This is a genomic window from Flavobacterium erigeronis (genome assembly GCF_054075165.1).
On sequence record NZ_JBSKGP010000028.1, the window covers coordinates 1 to 672 of the forward strand.

At 40.5% G+C, this 672-nt stretch carries 1 protein-coding gene; it reads right to left on the minus strand.

Annotated elements, in window-relative coordinates; all coding sequences use genetic code 11:
- On the minus strand, positions 1 to 633 hold a 633-nt coding region (locus ACWA1F_RS23935), incomplete at its 3' end, for a PorP/SprF family type IX secretion system membrane protein (RefSeq protein WP_456897545.1).
- Positions 634 to 672: the final 39 nt, after the last annotated feature.

Consider the following 672-nt stretch of genomic DNA (forward strand, 5'->3'; position numbering starts at 1 on the left):
GGTATGCGCCGAAAGATCAAAAACAATTCCTCCAATCAGATAAACATGTATTCTTTGGTTAACGAGATCATCACTGATATCATCATAGGTATAGCGTTCCCTTGTCATGAAATTAGGAACCGAAAGTCCGATATAATCTCTTTCGCCATGCCAGTACAATCCAGCACCAACAACAGGAAGAAATTTATTGGTAATATTTTCTCTAAACTCGGCATCTGGGTCTCGGTAACTTCCTTTTGTCCAATCGATATTTATGACGCGTCCACCTCCTTTGATCCCAAAAGAAAGTTTGTGCGTTTCTCCCGATTGAATGGTATAAGAGAAGTTGGCGTCGAGATATTGTTCTTCTGAAGGGCCAATTTCTTCATTAACGATCGAAATTCCTAACCCCAGATTTTTGGCGACTGGAGTGTCTAACGAAAAGCTCTGCGTGTCTGGCGCGCCTTCAATTCCGACCCATTGCGTTCTTATAAGTCCGGTAACGGTTAAATGGCCTAATGAACCTGCATAGGCTGAGTTTACGGTCATGGTATTATACATATACTGCGTGTACTGCGGATCTTGCTGTGCCATTGCTCCGTAAACAGTAAGCAATGTGATGATGGCGAAAACCTTTTTTATATTTTTAATCATAGCCAATTTGAATTTTGGTTAATCCTATTTCTTAATTTT